Origin of the sequence: Amycolatopsis keratiniphila (genome assembly GCF_000400635.2) — a bacterium.
Classification (GTDB): domain Bacteria; phylum Actinomycetota; class Actinomycetes; order Mycobacteriales; family Pseudonocardiaceae; genus Amycolatopsis; species Amycolatopsis keratiniphila.
In genome coordinates, this window is record NC_021252.1 from 1,569,946 (window position 1) to 1,585,123 (window position 15,178).

General features: G+C 68.7%; 12 protein-coding genes. 11 read left to right on the forward strand and 1 reads right to left on the reverse strand.

What is annotated here, in order from left to right:
- The first annotated feature begins 288 nt into the window (after nt 1–288).
- The 8 genes from AORI_RS48420 (at nt 289) to mpaM (ending at nt 9,874) form a co-directional block, all read left to right on the forward strand.
- Complete coding sequence (locus tag AORI_RS48420) at nt 289–1,485, forward strand: cytochrome P450 (protein WP_016331876.1); 1,197 nt, start codon at nt 289–291, stop codon at nt 1,483–1,485.
- 126 nt (nt 1,486–1,611) lie between these two features.
- A complete protein-coding gene (locus tag AORI_RS48425) occupies nt 1,612–2,832 on the forward strand; it encodes a cytochrome P450 (protein WP_016331877.1) in 1,221 nt (406 codons plus the stop codon).
- A 44-nt stretch (nt 2,833–2,876) separates the two neighbouring features.
- A complete protein-coding gene (locus AORI_RS48430; protein WP_016331878.1) occupies nt 2,877–4,352 on the forward strand; it encodes a tryptophan 7-halogenase in 1,476 nt (491 codons plus the stop codon).
- A gap of 55 nt (nt 4,353–4,407) precedes the next feature.
- A complete protein-coding gene (locus tag AORI_RS48435; protein WP_016331879.1) occupies nt 4,408–5,634 on the forward strand; it encodes a glycosyltransferase in 1,227 nt (408 codons plus the stop codon).
- 52 nt (nt 5,635–5,686) lie between these two features.
- On the forward strand, nt 5,687–6,913 hold the full coding sequence (locus AORI_RS48440) for a glycosyltransferase (protein WP_043847943.1): 1,227 nt from the start codon (nt 5,687–5,689) through the stop codon (nt 6,911–6,913).
- A gap of 25 nt (nt 6,914–6,938) precedes the next feature.
- Nucleotides 6,939–8,165: a class I SAM-dependent methyltransferase gene (locus tag AORI_RS48445; protein WP_016331881.1), complete on the forward strand. Its 1,227-nt coding sequence runs from the start codon at nt 6,939–6,941 to the stop codon at nt 8,163–8,165.
- Nucleotides 8,166–8,170: 5 nt separating this feature from the next.
- Nucleotides 8,171–8,992 carry a PIG-L deacetylase family protein gene (locus tag AORI_RS48450; protein WP_016331882.1) on the forward strand — a complete coding sequence of 274 codons (822 nt, stop codon included), beginning with the start codon at nt 8,171–8,173 and terminating at the stop codon, nt 8,990–8,992.
- Nucleotides 8,993–9,031: 39 nt separating this feature from the next.
- Nucleotides 9,032–9,874 carry a daptide-type RiPP biosynthesis methyltransferase gene (gene mpaM / locus AORI_RS48455; RefSeq protein WP_016331883.1) on the forward strand — a complete coding sequence of 281 codons (843 nt, stop codon included), beginning with the start codon at nt 9,032–9,034 and terminating at the stop codon, nt 9,872–9,874.
- Here mpaM and AORI_RS48460 read toward each other — a convergent pair.
- Complete coding sequence (locus tag AORI_RS48460) at nt 9,855–11,141, reverse strand: aminotransferase-like domain-containing protein (protein WP_016331884.1); 1,287 nt, start codon at nt 11,139–11,141, stop codon at nt 9,855–9,857. The two genes, mpaM and AORI_RS48460, sit on opposite strands and share 20 nt — an antisense overlap.
- 248 nt (nt 11,142–11,389) lie before the next feature.
- Here AORI_RS48460 and AORI_RS48465 point away from each other — a divergent pair, with 248 nt between their 5' ends.
- The 3 genes from AORI_RS48465 to AORI_RS48475 are packed head-to-tail and all read left to right on the forward strand — an operon-like array spanning nt 11,390 to nt 15,157.
- Nucleotides 11,390–12,220, forward strand: coding sequence for an alpha/beta fold hydrolase (locus AORI_RS48465; RefSeq protein WP_016331885.1), 831 nt, complete (start codon nt 11,390–11,392; stop codon nt 12,218–12,220).
- Nucleotides 12,217–13,953, forward strand: a complete 1,737-nt coding sequence (locus AORI_RS48470; RefSeq protein ID WP_016331886.1) for an amino acid adenylation domain-containing protein — start codon at nt 12,217–12,219, stop codon at nt 13,951–13,953. Before AORI_RS48465 ends, AORI_RS48470 begins: the two co-directional genes overlap by 4 nt.
- 13 nt (nt 13,954–13,966) lie before the next feature.
- Entirely contained in the window at nt 13,967–15,157 is a 1,191-nt protein-coding gene (locus AORI_RS48475; protein WP_016331887.1) for a cytochrome P450, read from the forward strand.
- Nucleotides 15,158–15,178: the final 21 nt, after the last annotated feature.

Sequence of the window (15,178 nt, forward strand, 5' to 3'; positions counted from 1 at the left end):
GCCACTTTCGCAACCTTCAACGTTGCGAAAGTGGCTTTCGTAACGTCGGACCGGCCCGGTGTCGTGTGACTGGAGGGACGACACACGTGACTGGATGGACGACACACGTGACTGGAGGGACGACAAGCACGTTCAGGCGGACGGATCGGCCGTGTTGGATGCCGTCCCTCCAGTCACGTGTGTCGTCCGTCGGATCACAGGTGCCGTCCGGCCAGTCACGGGAAATCACCATCTCAGTGGACGGCCCGCCCATGAAAGCGCATGACACGTTCGCAAAGGAGTTTCCCGTTGAGTGAGGACGACCCGCGCCCGCTGCACATTCGCAGACAGGGGCTGGACCCGGCACCCGAACTGCTCGCCGCCGGGCCGCTGACGAGGGTCACCATCGGCTCCGGAGCGGACGCCGAAACGCATTGGATGGCCACCGCGCACGCCGTCGTCCGGCAGGTGATGGGCGATCACAAGAGTTTCAGCACCCGGCGTCGCTGGGACCCCCGGGACGAGATCGGCGGGAAGGGCATCTTCCGGCCGCGGGAACTGGTCGGCAACCTGATGGACTACGACCCGCCCGAGCACGCCAGGCTGCGGCAGAAGCTGAACCCGGGTTTCACGCTGCGCAAGATGCAGCGGATGGGGCCGTACATCGAACAGATCGTGACCGAACGGCTGGACGAACTGGAGCAGGCGGGATCCCCCGCGGATCTGGTCGGGATCGTCGCCGACAAGGTCCCCGGCGCCGTGCTGTGCGAACTGATCGGTGTGCCGAGGGACGACCGCGCCACGTTCTTGCAGCTGTGTCACGCGCATCTCGACGCCTCGCGCAGCCAGAAGAGACGCGCGGTGGCGGGTGAGGCGTTCTCCCGCTACCTGCTGGCGATGATCGCCAGGGAACGCAAGGAACCGGGCGAAGGCCTGATCGGAGCGGTCGTCGCCGAGTACGGCGACGAAGCCACGGACGAGGAACTGCGCGGCTTCTGCGTTCAGGTGATGCTGGCCGGCGACGACAACATCTCCGGCATGATCGGCCTCGGTGCGCTGGCCCTGCTGCGGAACCCCGGGCAGATCGCCGCGTTCCAAGGCGACGAGCAGCAGGCGCAACGGGCGGTCGACGAGCTGATCCGGTACCTGACGGTCCCGTATTCCCCGACTCCCCGGATCGCCATGCGGGACATCACCATCGCGGGCCAGGCGATCAAAAAGGGCGAGAGCGTCATCTGTTCCCTCCCGGCGGCCAACCGGGATCCCGCGCTGGTGCCGGATCCCGGACGCCTCGACGTCACCCGCGAGTCCGCGCCGCATGTCGCGTTCGGGCACGGGGTCCATCACTGCCTGGGCGCCGCACTGACCCGGCTCCAGCTGCGCACCGTGTTCACCTTGCTGTGGCGGCGTTTTCCCGAGCTGCGGCTGGCGGATCCCGCGCAGGAAACCAAGTTCCGCCTGACCACCCCGGCGTACGGATTGACCGAGCTGATGGTCGCCTGGTGATCGGCGGCTCCGTCCACGCGAGGTCGCTGGACGTGCCGCCCGATTACCGGTCAAATTGGGCGTCGCTGTGTTCGGGCGGTCGAAGCCGAAAGACACTTTCCCGGTCTACCAAGGAGTTCCAGTCGGATGGGGCACGGTATCGAACAGGTCGCGCCACTCCTGGAGGAGCCCGCGAACTTTCAGCTGAGAACGAACTGCGATCCGCATACGGACAATTTCGCACTGAGGGCGCACGGCCCGCTCGTCCGGATAGCCGGCGATTCCTCGGCCCAGCTCGGCCGGGATTTCGTCTGGCAGGCCCACGGCTACGACGTCGTGCGCAGGATCCTCGGTGACCACGAGAATTTCACGACGCGCCCGCAATTCACCCAGGCGAAATCCGGGGCGCATGTCGAGGCCCAGTTCGTCGGGCAGATCTCGACCTACGATCCGCCCGAGCACACCCGGTTGCGGAAGATGCTGACACCGGAGTTCACCGTCCGGCGGATCCGCCGGATGGAGCCCGCGATCCAGAGCCTCGTCGACGATCGCCTCGACATGCTGGAGGCCGAGGGGTCGCCCGCGGACCTCCAGGGCCTGTTCGCCGATCCGGTCGGCGCCCACGCCCTGTGCGAACTGCTCGGCATCCCCCGCGACGACCAGCGCGAGTTCGTCCGGCGGATCAGGCGGAACGCCGATCTGAGCCGCGGCCTCAAGGCGCGGGCCGCCGACAGCGCGGCGTTCAACCGGTACCTGGACAACCTCATCGCCCGGCAGCGCGCGGATCCCGACGACGGACTCCTCGGCACGATCGTGCGAGAGCACGGCGGCAACGTCACGGACGAGGAGTTGCGGGGCCTGTGCACGGCGCTGATCCTCGGCGGTGTCGAAACCGTCGCGGGGATGATCGGCTTCGGCGTGCTCGCCCTCCTTCAGCACCCCGGCCAGATACCGTTGCTTTTCGAAGGCCCGGAAAAGGCCGACCGCGTCGTCAACGAGCTGGTGCGCTATCTGTCCCCCGTGCAGGCGCCGAATCCCCGGCTCGCCATCAAGGACGTGGTCGTCGACGGGCAGCTGATCAAAGCGGGGGACTATGTCCTGTGCTCGGTTCTCATGGCGAACAGGGACGAAGCACTGACCCCCGATCCGAACGTTTTCGACGCGAACCGCACCGCTGTTTCGGACGTCGGGTTCGGGCACGGAATCCATTACTGCGTCGGTGCCGCTTTGGCCCGGTCGATGCTGCGGACGGCCTATCAGACCTTGTGGCGGCGATTCCCGGGGCTGCGGCTGGCCGTGCCCGTCGAAGAAGTGAAATACCGCAGCGCGTTCGTTGACTGCCCCGATCAAGTACCGGTCACCTGGTGACGACCGGCCCGGCGAAGTGACACTCGACAAAGGAATGGTGGGAAATGTCGGTCGAAGATTTCGATGTTGTGGTGGCGGGCGGCGGGCCGGGTGGTTCGACGGTGGCCACCCTGGTGGCGATGCAGGGACACCGGGTCCTGCTGCTGGAGAAAGAGGTCTTCCCCCGGTACCAGATCGGTGAGTCGCTGCTGCCCGCCACGGTGCACGGGGTCTGCCGGATGCTCGGCGTCGCGGACGAGCTGGCGAATTCCGGGTTCCCGATCAAACGCGGCGGCACGTTCCGCTGGGGCGCCCGTCCGGAGCCGTGGACGTTCCACTTCGGGATCTCGGCCAAGATGGCGGGCTCGACGTCGCACGCCTATCAGGTCGAGCGGGCGAAGTTCGACGACATCCTGCTGAAGAACGCCAAGAGCAAGGGCGTCGTCGTGCGGGAAGGCTGCTCGGTCAACGACGTCGTGGAGGACGGCGAGCGGGTCACCGGCGCGCGCTACACCGACGCGGACGGCAACGCGCACGAAGTCTCGGCCCGGTTCGTGATCGACGCGTCGGGCAACAAGAGCCGGCTCTACACGAAGGTCAACGGTTCGCGGAACTACTCGGAGTTCTTCCGCAGCCTCGCGCTGTTCGGCTATTTCGAGGGTGGCAAACGGCTGCCCGAGCCGGTGTCGGGCAACATCCTGAGCGTCGCCTTCGACAGCGGCTGGTTCTGGTACATCCCCCTGAGCGACACGCTGACCAGCGTCGGCGCGGTCGTGCGCCGGGAGGACGCCGACAAGATCCAGGGCGACCGCGAGAAGGCCCTCAACACCTTGATCGCCGAATGCCCGCTGATCTCGGAGTACCTCTCGAACGCGACCAGGGTGACCACCGGCAGGTACGGCGAACTGCGGGTGCGCAAGGACTACTCGTACCAGCAGGACAGCTACTGGCGGCCCGGGATGGTCCTGGTCGGCGACGCCGCGTGCTTCGTGGACCCGGTGTTCTCCTCCGGGGTGCACCTGGCGACCTACAGCGCGCTGCTCGCGGCCCGGTCGATCAACAGCGTCCTCGCGGGCGACCTCGACGAGAAGACCGCGCTGAACGAGTTCGAGGCGCGCTATCGCCGCGAGTACGGCGTCTTCTACGAGTTCCTCGTCTCCTTCTATCAGATGAACGTCAACGAGGAATCGTATTTCTGGCAGGCCAAGAAGGTCACGCAGAACCAGAGCACCGACATCGAGTCGTTCGTCGAGCTGATCGGCGGGGTGTCGTCCGGCGAGACCGCGCTGACGGCCGCCGACCGGATCGCCGCGAACAGTGCCGAATTCGCCGCCGCCGTCGACAAGATGGCGACGGGCGACGGCGACGACATGGTGCCGATGTTCAAGTCGACCGTGGTCAAGCAGGCGATGCAGGAGGCGGGCCAGGTCCAGATGAAGGCGCTGCTCGGCGAGGACGCCGAACCCGAGCTGCCGCTGTTCCCCGGCGGCCTGGTGACTTCGCCCGACGGGATGAAGTGGCTGCCGCACCACCCGGCCTGAAACCTCCGCACGCCGGCGGTGCGCCGGTGGTCGAGCACGAAACAGGGGTAGCGAAATGCGTGTGTTGTTGTCGGTGTGCGGAACCCGCGGGGACGTCGAGATCGCGGTGTCGCTGGCGGTCCGGCTGAAGGCGCTCGGCGTCGGGACGCGGATGTGCGCACCGCCCGCCGCCGCCGAGCGGCTGGCCGAGGTCGAGGTGCCGCATGTGCCGGTCGGCCTTCCGCAGCACATGATGTTGCAGGAGGGGATGCCGCCGCCGCCCCCGGAGGAGGAGCGGCGGCTCGCGGCCATGACGGTCGAGATGCAGTTCGACGCGATCCCCTCGGCCGCCGAAGGATGCGTGGCGGTGGTGGCGGTCGGCGATCTGGCCGCCGCGACCGGCGTGCGGTCGGTGGCCGAAAAGCTGGGCCTCCCCTTCTTCTACTCCGTCCCGAGCCCGGTCTACCTGGCTTCCCCGCACTTCCCGCCGCCCTATGACGAGCCGACCACCCCGGGCGTGACCGACCACCGGACACTGTGGGAAGAGCGTGCCCACCGGTTCGCGGAACGGTACGGGGAGACGCTCAACCGGCGGCGGGCCGCGATCGGCCTGCCGCCGGTGGAGGACGTCTTCGGCTACGGCCACGGCGACCGGCCCATCCTGTCGGCGGACCCGGTCCTCGCCCCGCTGCAGCCGGACGTCGACGCCGTGCAGACCGGCGCGTGGATCCTGACCGACGACCGGCCGCTTCCCCCGGAGCTGGAGGCGTTCCTGGCCGCCGGCCCACCGCCGGTGCACGTGGGTTTCGGCAGCTCGTCCGGGAAGGGGATCGCCGACGCCGCGAAGATCGCCGTCGAGGTGAGCCGTGCCCACGGCCGCCGGGTGATCCTCTCCCGAGGGTGGACCGATCTGCTCCTGCCCGACGACCGGGAGGACTGTTTCGCCATCGGCGAGGTGAACTTCCAGGCGCTGTTCCCCCGGGTGGCCGCCGTCATCCATCACGGCAGCGCGGGCACGGAACACGTGGCCACGCGGGCGGGCGTCCCCCAGCTCGTGATCCCCCGGAACACCGACCAGCCGTACTTCGCCGCCAGGGTTGCCGATCTGGGGATCGGTGTGGCGCACGACGGCCCGACGCCGACCTTCGAGTCCCTGTCGGCCGCGCTCACCACGGTCCTGGCGCCGGAAACGCGCGCGCGGGCGCGGGCCGTGGCGGCCATGGCCCAGACCGACGGCGCGGCGGCGGCCGCGGATCTGGTGCTCGCCGCCGTCGGCGGGAACGAGCCCGCCGTTCCCGCGTGAACCATCAGCGACCGGACGCCGGCCAGGACCGGAGAAAACGGGGAAATACGTGATGCGTGTGTTGTTGTCGACCTGTGGGAGCCGCGGAGACGTCGAACCACTGGTGGCGTTGGCGGTGCGGTTGCGGGAGCGCGGCGCCGAGGTGCGGATGTGCGCGCCGCCGGACTGCGCGGATCGGCTGGCCGAAGTCGACGTGCCGCATCTGCCCCTCGGTGCGTCGGCGCGCCCGTCGGCCGGGCAGGCGAAACCCTTGACGGCCGAGGACATGCTCCGGTTCACGACCGAGACGATCGCCACGCAGTTCGAGCGGATTCCGGCGGCCGCCGAAGGATGCGCCGCGGTGGTGACGACCGGCCTGCTGGCCGCCGCCATCGGCGTGCGGTCGGTGGCCGAAAAGCTGGGCATCCCCTACTTCTATGGCTTCCACTGCCCGAGCTATGTGCCGTCGCCGTACTATGCGCCTCCGCCGCCCCTCGGCGAGCCGCCCGCACCGGACGGGACCGACATCCAGGCGCTGTGGGAGCGCAACAACCAGAGCGCCTACCGGCGGTACGGGGAGCCGCTCAACAGCAGGCGCGCCGCCATCGGCCTGCCGCCGGTGGAGGACATCTTCGGCCACGGCTACACCGATCACCCGTGGATGGCGGCGGACCCGGTACTGGCCCCGCTGCAACCCACGGATCTCGACGCCGTGCAGACCGGGGCGTGGATCCTGCCCGACGAACGACCGATTTCCGCTGAGCTGGAGGCGTTCCTGGACGCCGGCGCACCACCGGTGTACCTGGGGTTCGGCAGCCTTCGCGCCCCCGCCGACGCCGCGAAGGTGGCCATCGAGGCGATCCGTGCCCACGGCCACCGGGTGATCCTCTCCCGCGGCTGGGCCGATCTGGTCCTGCCCGACGACCGGGAGGACTGTTTCGCCATCGGCGAAGTGAATCAGCAGGTGCTGTTCCGCCGGGTGGCCGCCGTCATCCACCACGGCGGCGCGGGCACGACCCACGTGGCCACGCGGGCGGGCGTCCCCCAGATCCTGGTTCCCCAGATCGCGGACCAGCCCTACTACGCCGCCCGGGTGGCCGAACTGGGGGTCGGTGTGGCGCATGACGGCCCGACCCCGACCTTCGACACGTTGTCGGCGGCGCTCACCAAGGCCCTCGCTCCGGAAACGCGCGTGCGAGCGGAAGCCGTGGCGGAAACGGTCCAGACGGACGGGGCCGCGGTGGCCGCGGACCTGTTGTTCGCCGCGGTGACCGGGAACCAGCCCGCCGTTCCCGCCTGATCATCACCAGTACAGAGGAGACCGCATGTCGACCACTTCCCGGTGCCGCATCTGCGACGGCACCGTCACCGAGTTCATCGATCTCGGACGCCAGCCGCTTTCGGACGCGTTCGTGGTTCCCGGCGACGAGAAGAAGGAGTTCTTCTTCCGGCTCGCCACGGGGATCTGCGAGTCCTGCACGATGGTGCAGCTGATGGAAGAGGTCCCGAGGGACCTGATGTTCCACGAGGCGTACCCCTATCACTCGTCCGGTTCGTCGGTCATGCGCACGCATTTCCAGGAACTGGCCAAGCGCCTGCTGACCACGGAGCTGACCGGCGAGGACCCGTTCATCGTCGAGCTGGGGTGCAACGACGGCATCATGCTCAAGGCCGTGGCCGAAGCCGGGGTACGCCAGCTCGGTGTGGAACCCTCCGGCGGCGTCGCGGATCTGGCCGCGGCCAAGGGAATCCGCGTCCGCAAGGATTTCTTCGAAGAGGCGACGGCGGCCGACATCCGGGAGAACGACGGCCCCGCCGACGTGATCTACGCGGCCAACACCCTGTGCCACATCCCTTACATGGACTCGATCCTCAAGGGCGTCACGACGCTGCTGCGCCCGAACGGCGTGTTCGTGTTCGAGGACCCGTACCTCGGCGACATCGTGGAGCGCACGTCGTTCGACCAGATCTACGACGAGCATTTCTTCTTCTTCACCGCGCGCTCGGTCCAGGAGATGGCCCGGCGCAACGGTCTCGAACTCGTGGACGTCGAGCGCATCCCGGTGCACGGCGGCGAGGTCCGCTACACCCTCGCCCTCGCCGGGGCCCGTAAGCCTTCCTCGGCGGTGGCGGAACTCCTGGCGTGGGAGGCCGAGCGCAAGCTGGCGGAGTACGCCACGCTGGAACGCTTCGCCACCAACGTGAAGAAGATCAAGGAAGACCTGATCGCGCTGCTGACCAAGCTCCGCGCCGAGGGCAAGCGCGTCGTCGGCTACGGCGCGACGGCCAAGAGCGCCACGGTGACCAACTTCTGTGGCATTACCCCGGATCTGGTGGAGTTCATCTCGGACACCACCCCGGCCAAGCAGGGCAGGCTCAGCCCCGGACAGCACATCCCGGTTCGCGAGTACCAGGCGTTCGCCGGCGACCACCCGGACTACGCGCTGCTGTTCGCCTGGAACCACGCCGACGAGATCATGAACGCGGAGCAGGCCTTCCGCGACGCCGGCGGGCAGTGGATCCGGTACGTGCCGAACGTGCACGTGAGCTGATCGCCATGACCCGAGACCTCGGCACGGACCGGATCCTGGCGATCTCCCCGCACTTGGACGACGCGGTCCTGTCCTTCGGGGCGGGCCTCGCCCAGGCGGAACGGGACGGCGCGAAAGTGACCGTCCACACGGTGTTCGCCGGTACCGCGACGCCCCCGTTCTCACCGGCGGCGGACCGGCTGCACTCGATCTGGGGGCTGTCGCCGGACGAGGACGCGTCGCTGCGCCGCCGTGACGAAGACATCGCCGCACTCGGCCACCTGGGGGCCGAGTACCGGCACAGCCGGTTCCTCGACGCCATCTATCGCAAGGCGGCGGACGGCCGGTGGATGGCCGACAACGTGCCAGGACGGCAGAAACTGGCCATCGGACGGCTGTCACCGCAGGACGATCCGCTGTTCTCCGCGGTGCGGGAGGAAATCGCGTCGGTCGTCCAGGAGTGCGACCCGACGCTGATCCTGACCTGCGCGGCCGCCAGCGGGCATATCGACAACGAGATCACCCGGGACGCCACGCTGCTCGTCGCGCGGGAAAGGGAGATCCCGGTGCGGCTGTGGGAAGACCTCCCGCACGCGATGTTCGCTCAGGGGGAAGCCGAACTCCCGGAAGGATTCCGGCTCGGCGCCCCCGAATTCGCCTCGGTCGAGGCGGACGCGCGGGCGCGGAAATTCGAGGCCCTACTGCGCTATCCGACGCAGATGCGGATGCTCCACGGGCCGGACAAGGATCTTTTCGCGCAGTTGGACGGGCACGCCGGGAAGAACGGCGTGCGGTCCGGGTACGGCGAAATGACCTGGCCGGTCGTCGTCCGCGAAGAAAACGGCTGAATCGGGCCTGAGACGAATGTCGACCTGGAGGTTGTCCTGATGACCGATCAACTGGACCGCGGCCCGGCGCGGACCGCGCACGCCGATGTCGTCCTGGCCTCGGCGGGTGACCGGGGCGTTCTGTGCGATTTCTACGACGAGGCGGGCTCGGACACCTATCGGGATTTGATCCAGGACGCCGACGGCACCCCGGAAACGCGGGAATTCGCGGCCCGTCTTCCCGAGGATCCGGGGCCCGTGCTGGAGCTGGCGGCCGGAATGGGCAGGCTGACGTTCCCTTTCCTGGAGCTCGGCTGGGAGATGACCGCACTGGAGCTGTCGGCGACGGTGGTCACCGCTTTCCGGAAGCGGCTGGCGGAATCGCCGTCGGAGCTCCGAGAGCGGTGCACAGTGGTTCAGGGGGACATGAGCGCCTTCGCGTTGGGCGAGCGTTTCGGCGCGGTGGTCATCAGCTCGGGTTCGATCAACGAACTCGGCGAGGCCGACCGGAAGGGCCTGTACGCGTCGGTTCTCGAGCATCTGCGGCCCGGCGGGAAGTTCCTGCTCAGCCTGGAATTGACGAAGCCCGTCGAAGCGGAGCCGGTGGAGCGCAGCCAGGAGCTGACCGGCCGGAGCGGCAGGAGGCACGTATTGCACGTGAAGATCCTGCCGTCGGAGGAGCTCCAGGAGATCACCATCCACCCCGCCGACGAGACCGCGGATCCCTTCGTCGTCTGCACGCATCGCCGGAGGCTCTTCACGGTGGACCGGATCGCGCGGGAACTCGGGCAGGCCGGCTTCGACGTCGTCGCGCGGGAACCGTTCGCCTCCACCGGCACCGGTCGTGACGACATGGTGCTGGTGGAGGCGATCCCGCGAGAGGTCACGGCAGACGCGAAGTGATGAGCGCGGCGAGCCTGCTCACGCCCTCCTCGATCAGCTCCGGCGTGAGCAGGCTGATGGACAGCCGGAGCTGGTTGAACCCGTCCTTCCCGCCGTAGAAGTGATGCATCGGGGTGAACAGCACACCGTGGTCGCGGGCGGCGTCCGCCAGCAGCTCGTCGTCGACGATGAAGGGCACGGTGACGGTGACGAAGAACCCGCCCGTCGGGGTGTTCCAGCGGACCCCGGGGCGGTCGCCGAGCCTGCGGTCGAGCTCGCTCAGCGTCAGCTGGAGATTCCGCTGGTAGATCGCGGTTTCCCGGACGTTGGCCTTGGTCAGGCTGTAGTCGTTGAGCAGCAGCTTCCCGGCGATCACCGCCTGCGCGATGGGCGAGGTGTTCACGGTGAGCATGCCCTTGAGCTTCGAGAGCTGGTCGGCGTACAGGCCACCGCCCGCCACCCGCTGATCCGCCACCGCGTAGCCGACCCGGGCGCCGGGCATGCCGGTCTTGGCGAAGGATCCGATGTAGACCACGTTCCCCGACCGGTCGAGCGCTTTCAGCGTGGGGAGGCGCTCGGCGCCGAAGAGCCCGTACGCGTTGTCTTCCAGCAGAAGGATCCCGTGGGCCGCGGCGACTTCGAGCAGCCGGTGGCGGGACGGCAGATCCATGCTGGTGCCGGTGGGGTTGGCGAAGTTGGGCGTCACGTAGCAGGCCCGCACCCGCATGCCCTGTTCGTCGGCGCGCTTCAGCTGGAGGACGAGATCCTCGGGGTCGATGCCGTTCTCGCCGGACCGGACCGGCCAGACCGGCGTGTCGGTGAGCAGCGCCGCCCCGGTCAGGCCGACGTAGGTGGGCGCCGGGGCGAGCAGCACGTCCCGCTCGTTCGCCCGCAGGGTGCGGAGCACCAGGAACATGGCCTCCTGGGCGCCGACGGTGACGACCACCGATTCCGGGGCGGCGTCGATGTTCTCGTCCTCGGCCAGGTTGCGGGCGATGATGTCGGCGATGATGCCCTTCGTGGTGCCGTATTGGAAAAGCGCGCGGGTGACGCCGGCCTCGTCCACTTTCCGATCGCGCCGGAGATGCTCGCAGTACGCGTCGAGATAATCGTGAATGAGCCGGATGTCGAAAAACTCTTCGTATGGCCGTCCTGCCGCCATGGAAATGGCCACAGGGTATTCGTCGATCAGTTCATTGAGCAGATTCATCGACGAGATGGCCGGATCGGTGAGCGATCCGTGCAGCGTTTCCATGTCCAAATGGGTGGACAAAACGTTCGAATCCATAAATGCTAGGATTTCCACCCGGTGGCGAAGTGTCAAGCGGGGGTGTGGACGCGATTCGGTGCCGATTTTCCGCCATGTCCAGTGCTGATTCCTTCCGAATAACGGATCTCCGAAGGTACGGTCACCGCAGTGCGCCGCGTAGCCGGGGATCGCACGTTCCACATCAGACGGAAACCGGTGGCCCGGGTGATTCGCGGCCGCCATGTCGCTGCGCGCCGTGGCTGTGCGGTGAGCGGGGAAGGACCATCATGCTGATGACAACCGAGAACGGGATCCGGTTGTCTTACCACGATCAGGGCAACGGCCCGGCCGTCCTGTTGCTGACCGGCACCGGCGCGCCGAGTTCCGTCTGGGATCTGCACCAGGTTCCCGTGCTCCGCGCCGCCGGATTCCGCGTGATCACCATGGACAACCGCGGGATCCCGCCGAGCGACGAGGGCACGGACGGGTTCACCATCGACGACCTCGTCGCGGACGTGGCGGCGCTGATCGACTACCTCGACGCCGTGCCGTGCCGCGTGATCGGCACGTCGATGGGTTCGTACGTCGCGCAGGAGCTGGCACTCGCCCGTCCGGAACTGCTGGACTCGGTCCTGTTGATGGCGGCCTGCGGCAAGAGCAGCCTCGTCCAGCGAGAACTCGCGGAAGGCGAAGCGAAGCTGATCGAACAAGGCATCGAGCTGCCACCGGCCTTCCTCGCCGCCGTCCGGGCCATGCACAACCTGGGACCCGCGACCCTCGCCGACGACGACCTCGCCGGCGACTGGCTCGACCTGTTCGCCGCGGCGGGATCCTGGGGGCCGGGTGTGCGGGAGCAGCTGCTGCTGAGCGCGTTGCCCGACCGCCTCGAGGCCTACCGCTCGATCAAGGTGCCCTGTCACGTCGTCTCGTTCGAACACGACCTCGTGGCGCCGCCGTCCGCCGGACGCGAGCTGGCGGACGCGATCCCCGGCGCGACCCACCGCACGATTCCCGGGTGCGGGCATTTCGGCTACCTGGAGAACCCGGAGGCGGTGAACCGGGAGCTGATCCGGTTCCTCCGCACCGAATCCCGTGAGACTTTGGGGGAGACCGCATGACCGTTTTTTCGGCGGCCACGACACCGGCCCTGTTCGAGGCGACCGCAGCCGTGCTGCCGGATCGGCCGGCGGTGGCGATGGACACCACCACACTCACCTACGCCGAACTCAACGGCGAAGCCAACCGGCTCGCGCGACGGCTCGTGGCGCACGGCGTGGGCCCGGAGCGGCTGGTCGCGCTGGCCATGCCGAGGTCGATCGAGTTCGTCATCGCGATCCTGGCCGTGCACAAGGCGGGCGCCGCGTACGTGCCGGTCGACCCGGACTATCCGGAGGAACGCAAACGCCACATGCTGGACGACACGGCGGCGCAGCTCGTGCTGTGCCTGCCGGGGCAGGAAGTGCCCGGTGACGGCGTCGTCCTGAGCGTGGAACGGGAACCGGGGCTGTCCGAGCCGAACCTGGACGACGGGGACCGCCTCGGCCCGTTGCTGCCCGACCATCCCGCGTACGTCATCTACACCTCGGGCTCGACCGGGAAACCGAAGGGCGTGCTGGTCACGCATCGCGGGATCCCGAACCTGGCCGACGACTACGTGCGCCGCCAGGAACTGGTGCCGGACAGCAGGTTGCTGGCCTTCGCCTCGCCGAGCTTCGACGCCGCGGTCGCCGAGTTCTGGCCGATCTGGCAGGCCGGTGGCTGTCTCGTGCTGGCCTCCGCGCCGGACCTGGTCCCTGGCGAGCCGCTCGGGAGGCTGGTGCGAGAGCAGGGGATCACCCACATCACGCTGCCGCCGTCGGCGCTGGCGCCACTGGAGGAGGCGGGCGGCCTGCCCGCCGGGCTGACCCTCCTGGTGGCGGGCGAGGCGTGCCCGGCGCCGGTGGCCAAACGCTGGTCCATGGACCGCGTGATGATCAACGCCTACGGCCCCACCGAAGTCACCGTGGCGGTGACCGCGAGCGAGCCGCTGTCCGGTGAGGAGACCCCGCCGATCGGCAGGCCGATCACCGGTGTGCGCACCTATGTCCTGGACGAACTGCTCCGGCCCGTCCCGGACGGGGACGTGGGCGAGCTGTACACGATGGGTCCCGGCCTCGCCCGCGGATATCTCAGGCGGCCCGCCGCGACCGCGGAGCGGTTCCTGCCGGATCCGTTCGGCGAACCGGGCGGGCGCATGTACCGCACCGGCGACCGGGTGCGGCGGCGTCCGGACGGCCAGTTCGTCTTCGTCGGCCGCGTCGACGACCAGGTGAAGGTCCGCGGTCACCGGATCGAACCGGGCGAGGTGGAGTCCGCCTTGCTCGCCGTGGACAAGGTGGCCCAGGCGGTGGTGACCGCGCACGACAACCGGCTCGTCGCCTACGTCGTCGGCACCGGGGGCGAACGCGTGACGGCCGAAGAGCTCCTCCCGCCCCTGCGGGAGCGGATGCCGTCCTACCTGGTCCCCGACGTGGTCGTCAGCCTGCCGAGACTGCCGGTCTCGCCGAACGGCAAGGTCGACCGGACCGCCCTGCCCACCCCGGAAGAGGAGAGCGCCGAGCGCGCGGCGTCGGGACGGGCGCCGAGCACACCGACGGAAATCCTTCTCGCCGAACTGTTCGCCGACGTGCTCGGTGTCGCCAGTGTCGGGGTCGAGGACAGCTTCTTCGAGATCGGTGGTCATTCGCTGCTCGCGACCCGGGTGGTGAGCCGGATCCGCGAAAGCCTGAAGATCCGGCTGAGAGTGCAGGCCTTCTTCGACGCGCCGACCGTGGCACAGCTCGCCAAGGTGCTCGACGGCGCACTCACCTGACCTGGAGAACTTCATGCAGACGACGAAAACCGTCGACCTCGGCGATCCCGATCTGTACACCACCCTCGACCGTCACACCCGCTGGCGCGAGTACGCGGCGGAAGACGCGATGGTGTGGAGCGAACCGGGCAGTTCACCCGGCGGCTTCTGGTCGGTGTTCTCGCACCGGGCGTGCGCCGCGGTGCTCGGCCCGTCCGCCCCGTTCACCTCCGAGTACGGGATGATGATCGGCTTCGACCGCGAGCACCCGGACAATTCCGGGGGCCAGATGATGGTGGTGTCCGAACAGGACCAGCACCGCAAACTGCGGAAGCTGGTCGGACCGCTGCTTTCCCGGGCGGCGGCGCGGAAACTGTCGGACCGGGTGCGGACCGAGGTGCGCGGCGTGCTCGACCGGGTGCTCGACGGCGAGGTGTGCGACGTCGCCGCGGAGATCGGCCCGCGTATCCCCGCCGCGGTCGTCTGCGAGATCCTCGGCGTGCCCGCCGAGGACCAGGACATGCTCATCGACCTGACCAATCACGCGTTCGGCGGCGAGGACGAGCTGTTCGACGGGATGACGCCGCGTCAGGCGCACACCGAGATCCTTGTCTACTTCGACGAACTGATCAGCGCTCGCCGCGCGAACCCCGGCGACGACCTCGTCAGCACGTTGCTGTCCGACGGCGAACTCTCGATCGACGACGTGGTGCTCAACTGCGACAACGTGCTGATCGGCGGCAACGAGACCACCCGGCACGCGATCACCGGCGCGGTGCACGCTTTCGCCGCCGTGCCGGGACTTCTGGACCGGGTGCGGGACGGCGACGTCGACGTCGACCCCGTCGTGGACGAGGTGCTGCGCTGGACCTCGCCCGCGATGCACGTGCTACGCGTGACGACCGGCGAAGTCACGCTCAACGGCCGCGACCTCGAAGCCGGTACGCCGGTGGTCGCGTGGCTGCCCGCCGCGAACCGGGATCCCGCCGTGTTCGAGGAACCGGACACGTTCCGGCCGGGGCGGAAACCCAACCGGCACATCGCTTTCGGGCACGGCATGCACCACTGCCTCGGCTCCGCGCTCGCGCGGATCGAGCTGGCGGTCGTGCTGCGGGAGGTGGCCGGCCGGGTGTCACGCGTGGAGCTGGAGAAGGAACCGGCCTGGCTGCGCGCGATCGTCGTGCAGGGGTACCGGGAACTCCCGGTGCGGTTCACCGGACGCTGAGTCCTATGTGGACGTAAGTGT

Excerpts from the sequence above, each read along its gene's own strand:
- AORI_RS48445 (WP_016331881.1), top strand. The coding sequence starts at position 6,939 with ATGTCGACCACTTCCCGGTGCCGCATCTGCGACGGCACCGTCACCGAG.
- AORI_RS48450 (WP_016331882.1), top strand. The coding sequence starts at position 8,171 with ATGACCCGAGACCTCGGCACGGACCGGATCCTGGCGATCTCCCCGCAC.
- mpaM (WP_016331883.1), top strand. The coding sequence starts at position 9,032 with ATGACCGATCAACTGGACCGCGGCCCGGCGCGGACCGCGCACGCCGAT.
- AORI_RS48430 (WP_016331878.1), top strand. The coding sequence starts at position 2,877 with ATGTCGGTCGAAGATTTCGATGTTGTGGTGGCGGGCGGCGGGCCGGGT.
- AORI_RS48470 (WP_016331886.1), top strand. The coding sequence starts at position 12,217 with ATGACCGTTTTTTCGGCGGCCACGACACCGGCCCTGTTCGAGGCGACC.
- AORI_RS48425 (WP_016331877.1), top strand. The coding sequence starts at position 1,612 with ATGGGGCACGGTATCGAACAGGTCGCGCCACTCCTGGAGGAGCCCGCG.
- AORI_RS48460 (WP_016331884.1), bottom strand. The coding sequence starts at position 11,141 with ATGGATTCGAACGTTTTGTCCACCCATTTGGACATGGAAACGCTGCAC.
- AORI_RS48435 (WP_016331879.1), top strand. The coding sequence starts at position 4,408 with ATGCGTGTGTTGTTGTCGGTGTGCGGAACCCGCGGGGACGTCGAGATC.
- AORI_RS48440 (WP_043847943.1), top strand. The coding sequence starts at position 5,687 with ATGCGTGTGTTGTTGTCGACCTGTGGGAGCCGCGGAGACGTCGAACCA.
- AORI_RS48465 (WP_016331885.1), top strand. The coding sequence starts at position 11,390 with ATGCTGATGACAACCGAGAACGGGATCCGGTTGTCTTACCACGATCAG.
- AORI_RS48475 (WP_016331887.1), top strand. The coding sequence starts at position 13,967 with ATGCAGACGACGAAAACCGTCGACCTCGGCGATCCCGATCTGTACACC.